This is a genomic window from Bradyrhizobium sp. PRIMUS42 (genome assembly GCF_023006515.1).
In the GTDB taxonomy this organism is placed as follows: Bacteria; Pseudomonadota; Alphaproteobacteria; order Rhizobiales; family Xanthobacteraceae; genus Bradyrhizobium.
This window is the reverse complement of sequence record NZ_JALBGZ010000486.1, coordinates 1-5,003: the sequence shown is the minus strand read 5'-3', so window position 1 is coordinate 5,003 and position 5,003 is coordinate 1. Positions and strand designations below refer to the sequence as shown.

The following is a 5,003-nucleotide window of genomic DNA, read 5'->3' as shown; positions in this document are numbered from 1 at the left end:
GAGACGCCGGCCGCTTGCGCTTCCTGGGCCATGGTGGCGACGAAGCTGTTGAAGTCGCCGCCACAGCGCGCGGCCTGCGCCGATCCGCCGGCCCAACAGACGATGAAGGCGGTGGCCAGGGCGTGTCTCAACATGCGGGAATTTCCTTTGAGGAATGAGCGCGGAAAGCGCGCGATCATGCCCGGGAACCGGATTCGCGTCAAAGCGGCAAATCCCCGCCAGAACCAATCGCTGCTTGGGCGCGACAAATGAACTGCGCTAGCCCCTGCCCCCAGCCGATCGAGGTGACCATGCTCCTTCCGCCCCGGATGCTCGCTGTCCTCGCTTTGCTCTCCTTCAGCAACATCGCGGCCTCCGCGCAGACGCGCGACGTCGCGGGCGCGCGCGACTATCCCGGCATCGGCCGGTTCGCCGGCAGCGTCATCACCGGCTATGTGGCGAAGGATTTTGACGCGGCGCGGATGCAGGCAGCAAGCTTCAGGGACGGCCAGCCGACCGATGCCCGGCAGCTCGAAGGCCGCATCGTCCGGATCGCCTATCGCACCAATCCCGGTCCTTCGATCCTGGAAGTGTCGCGCAATTTCGAGACGCAGCTTGCCAAGGCCGGCTTCGAGACCTTGCTGGCCTGCGACACGGACGCCTGCGGCGCCATTCCCTTCACCGAGAGCATCGACACGCTGCCGGTGCCGCAGATGTGGATCGACGGCTTCAACTACCGCTATTTTGCGGGTCGCAAGGCGGAGGGCGGACGCGAGACCTATGCCAGCGTCATCGTCAGCCAGAACAACCAGGACATCACAGCACAGCTCACCATCGCCGAGCTCGGGGCCATCGCGAACAAGATGGTCGACGCCGCCGCGATGGCGAAGGGACTTGGCGAGACCGGCCACATCGCGCTCTACGGCATCTATTTCGACACCGACAAGGCCATGCTGAAACCGGAAAGCCGTCCGACGCTGGAGCAGATCGCAAAGCTGCTCGCGAGCCAGCCGCAGCTGAGCGTCTTCATCGTCGGCCACACCGACAGCCAGGGCGCCTATGAATACAATCTCGATCTGTCGAAGCGACGCGCGGAAGCAGTCGCCGCCGAGCTGGTGAAGAGCTTTCGGATCGTGCCGACGCGCCTGCGCACCGCCGGCGTCGGCTTGCTGGCGCCGGTCGGCCCGAACACGACGGATGCCGGCCGGGCGCTGAACCGGCGAGTGGAGCTGGTGGCGCCGTGAAACGTCGCACCGGAGTTTGATGCGGGTCAATATCGCGGCACGATCGGCGTGAGATGGGATGACCGCAGACATCCTTTCCCTCGTCGTTCCCGGCGCGACAAAGTCCGAGGCAACCGGCCATGCCCGACCATGAGAACAAGCCGAGCCGCCCCGCCCTGCTCCGCATTCCCCTGTTCCGCCTGCTTGCCATCAACCTTGCGATCGGCGCCTGTGCCGCGACGCTGCTCGTCGGCGGACTGCTCTGGCTCAACCCCGGACATCTGCGCGAGCTGATCTTCGCCGACCGCGCACCCGGCATTGCGCTGGTCTTGCTGCTCGCCTCCTTCCTCATCACGTTCGGCTCGGCCGCGATGGGCAGCGCGATCATGGCGCAGGGACGCAAGGAAGACGGCGGCAAAGGCGGCGGACACGGATCGCGGCTTGCTGCGCAGGAGGTGGCGCAGCGTACGCGCGCGCATTGAGATGCGCGCCGCGACGATGGAACCCGCTTGGCGCACATCGGATCACAGGCTGCACGCAGGCGGGAAGACGTGCAGGCTCGCGCAGCTTCCGACATAGCGCGCGCCACATGCGCTGCAGCGCGAGGCCGCGAAGATGAACAAAGTGGTTTGACGATCCAAACAATTGCTTCGTTGGTTCCACATCGCAACCAACGCATATCAGATGCGTCCGCTGCGATATCGACGGCACCGCGATTTGCCTTGCCATCGCAGGGCGTCTTCTATAGTCTTCTATTCTAGGTTGTCACCCCGCCAGCCCCGGGTGACGCTGAAGACCAAAAATAAACGGCGGGCTCGGCCCGCCGTTTATTGAGGGCCGCGCGAATTGCGCAGCTGGGCATCGAGCTCACTTGGCGTGTTTCGCGATCCAGGACGCGTTCTCCGCCGCCAGGATGTTTTCGCAGTCGTTGACGAAGTCCGACAACGGTGCTTTCGCGCCGTCCACGCGCCGCTGCAGCTGCAATGCCGTTGCGCGATACGTCACCACGAGAAAGCTGTAACGCTCCGCCTCGATATGGGCGATCACGGCGCCGCCGAGCGTCGTGAGCACGGCCGTCAGCGCGGCGAAATCGAAGTGGACGCCCAGAATGACGGGCTTGGCAACAACGCTGGCAACGGCCGTGAGCAACGTCGCCGCTCCCGCCAAGGCCAGCTCCAGAGACCTGAGCCACCGAGCCGTCGATTGGTACGTCTTGGCGCGGTCCTCATAGAACGCGATCTGCTTGCCGGCCCGCTTCGCCAGATATTCGTCGAGCCCGAGAAAAACGCGCGGCGATGATCCCTGGTCCTTGGCCGGGATCTGCTGCTCGAGCAATTCCTTGGCGTCTTCATCGATCTTCTGCAGCTCGGTACGGAGAACGTCGTCCGCCTTGGCCGGATCGTCGTAGGGCGCAGCTTTCGTCGCGTAGCGGTAGGCCTCGCGCTTCAAGCGTTCCGAGATGGCGCGGGAGCGAACCCAGGCGGCGATACGCTCGGGACCGAGCAGGCGCTGCGTGAAGAGGGTCGCGAATGCGAGGCATATCGCAGCCGTGATCGCGACAAAGGTGCGGGGATTGGCAATTCCTTCCGGCAGCTGGCTCGCCACTGCCGCCAATACCGCGCCCAGCGAAGACAATGCAAAGACGGACCAGCGCGCGCGATCGATTGTCGACTTCATCGCGTTCGCGGTGGTCGACCATTTGGCCTGACTGTCCGCAACGGATTCCAGGATGGTCATCGTCGTCCCCCCAAAATGCTTTCGTTGAACACACGGCGTCAGGGCAATTGATCGGCGTCGCGGAGGCGCGCGCCGCGAAATGCAGCGAAGCAATTGAAAGCTTCATGCTCCTCCAAGATCAACCTCAGGTCAAGCGCGTCGCGCCGGCTTCAATCCGCCGACGGTGAGCAAACCCTAGCGCTTCTTCCCGAGGAGCCGACCTACGGCGGGCCCTAAAGACATTTGACTGCGGCCTGCTTATCGACGACAAGCCGCCATGGCCAAGAAACCCGGAACCAATCCCAAAGGCGAATTCGCCTTCTTTAATGTCTTTTATGAAGACGATTCCCAACGCTCCAACCGCCGCGTGCCCTCAGAGCTGCTCGGCGGCCTCGATGGCGATGAACCCGCCCGCGCCTTCATCATGGAGCAGGACCGCGAGATCGCGGAAAAGAGCGGCCGGCCGGCGCTGGAGATCAAGCGGATCGAGCGGGTCGGGGTGAAGAAGAAGTAGGTCGGCGTCGGCCTCGGCAGAAGCAAGAACGGCGGGGCTGCGGCCCGCAGTTCTCATTTGGATGGATGCGCGGACAACCACTGAAACAATACAAAAACGGCGAGCTCTCGCCCGCCGTTCACTGCTTGAGGGACCAAAGCCAGCCCCGGATACAACGACTCTAAATCAGTTATCCAAGAAGCTCCGCAGCTTCCGGCTCCTCGACGGATGCTTCAGCTTCCTTAGCGCCTTGGCCTCGATCTGACGAATACGCTCTCTCGTCACGCTGAACTGCTGGCCCACTTCTTCCAGCGTGTGGTCGGTGTTCATGCCAATGCCGAAGCGCATGCGGAGCACGCGTTCTTCGCGCGGGGTGAGTGACGCCAGCACGCGCGTCGTGGTCTCGCGCAGGTTGGACTGGATCGCGGCGTCGATCGGCAGGATCGCGTTCTTGTCCTCGATGAAATCGCCGAGGTGTGAATCCTCTTCGTCACCGACGGGGGTTTCGAGCGACAGCGGCTCCTTGGCGATCTTGAGGACCTTGCGGACCTTCTCGAGCGGCATGCCGAGCTTTTCGGCGAGCTCTTCCGGGGTCGGCTCGCGGCCGATCTCGTTGAGCATCTGGCGCGAGGTGCGCACGATCTTGTTGATCGTCTCGATCATGTGCACGGGGATGCGGATGGTGCGGGCCTGGTCCGCGATCGAGCGGGTGATCGCCTGCCGGATCCACCACGTGGCGTAGGTCGAGAACTTGTAGCCGCGGCGATACTCGAACTTGTCGACCGCCTTCATCAGGCCGATGTTGCCTTCCTGGATCAGGTCGAGGAACTGCAGGCCGCGATTGGTGTACTTCTTGGCGATCGAGATCACGAGACGAAGGTTGGCTTCCACCATCTCCTTCTTGGCCTGGCGCGCTTCGCGCTCGCCCTTCTGCACGGAGTGCACGATCTTGCGGAACTCGACGATCTCGAGGCCGGTCAGCGCGGCGAGCTGATGCACCTCGTGGCGGAGGTCCTTGATGCGGTCCTTCTCGTGGTGGACGAAGTTCTTCCAGCCCTTGGCCGACAGCTTCGAGACACGATTGAGCCAGCGCGGGTCCAACTCAGAACCCGTGTAGTTGCGCAAGAAGTCTTCGCGCGCGACACCGTGGCTGTCGGCGAGGCGCATCAGGCGGCCCTCGTGCGAGACGAGGCGCTTGTTGATGTCGTAGAGCTGCTCGACGAGGCTATCGATACGCGCCTGGTTGAGGCGCAGCGACTTCACCTCGACGATGATCTCGTCCTTGAGCTTGCGGTACTTGCGCTCCTGGTGCGGCGACAGCGAGGGACCATGCGAGGTGCTCTCGAGCTGGTTCTGGATGTCCTGCTCTTGCAGCTTGCGCAGCTTCTTGTAGCTCTCGGCGATCTTGTCGAAGATCTCGACGACCTTCGGCTTGAGCTCGGCCTCGATCGCCGCCAGCGACATCTGGTTCTCGAACTCGTCGTCCTCGTCCATGTCGGCTTCGGCGGCGGATTCGCCCGGATCCTTCTCTTCGCCGCCCTGCCCGCCAGCGGCAGGCTGCGCGGCGCGGAAAGGGGTCGGCGACGGCGGAG

At 63.6% G+C, this 5,003-nt stretch carries 5 protein-coding genes and 1 pseudogene; 3 read left to right on the top strand and 3 right to left on the bottom strand.

What is annotated here, in order from left to right; translation table 11 throughout:
- Positions 1-134: pseudogene (locus tag MOV75_RS27295) on the bottom strand (lytic transglycosylase); the annotation flags it as partial.
- A gap of 156 nt (positions 135-290) precedes the next feature.
- Between MOV75_RS27295 and MOV75_RS27290 the strand changes: the two are divergent.
- Together MOV75_RS27290 and MOV75_RS27285 are read left to right on the top strand one after the other, a co-directional pair.
- Positions 291-1,223, top strand: coding sequence for an OmpA family protein (locus MOV75_RS27290; protein WP_246930041.1), 933 nt, complete (start codon positions 291-293; stop codon positions 1,221-1,223).
- Between the two features lie 119 nt (positions 1,224-1,342).
- On the top strand, positions 1,343-1,684 hold the full coding sequence (locus MOV75_RS27285; protein ID WP_246930043.1) for a hypothetical protein: 342 nt from the start codon (positions 1,343-1,345) through the stop codon (positions 1,682-1,684).
- Positions 1,685-2,069: 385 nt separating this feature from the next.
- On the opposite strand, the gene MOV75_RS27280 is transcribed toward MOV75_RS27285, so the two are convergent.
- Positions 2,070-2,939, bottom strand: a complete 870-nt coding sequence (locus MOV75_RS27280) for a DUF4231 domain-containing protein (protein ID WP_246930045.1) — start codon at positions 2,937-2,939, stop codon at positions 2,070-2,072.
- A 256-nt stretch (positions 2,940-3,195) separates the two neighbouring features.
- Here MOV75_RS27280 and MOV75_RS27275 point away from each other — a divergent pair, with 256 nt between their 5' ends.
- Entirely contained in the window at positions 3,196-3,432 is a 237-nt protein-coding gene (locus MOV75_RS27275) for a hypothetical protein (RefSeq protein ID WP_018318231.1), read from the top strand.
- A 165-nt stretch (positions 3,433-3,597) separates the two neighbouring features.
- Here MOV75_RS27275 and rpoD read toward each other — a convergent pair.
- A partial coding sequence (gene rpoD / locus MOV75_RS27270; RefSeq protein ID WP_247006914.1) for an RNA polymerase sigma factor RpoD occupies positions 3,598-5,003 on the bottom strand: 1,406 nt, incomplete at its 5' end.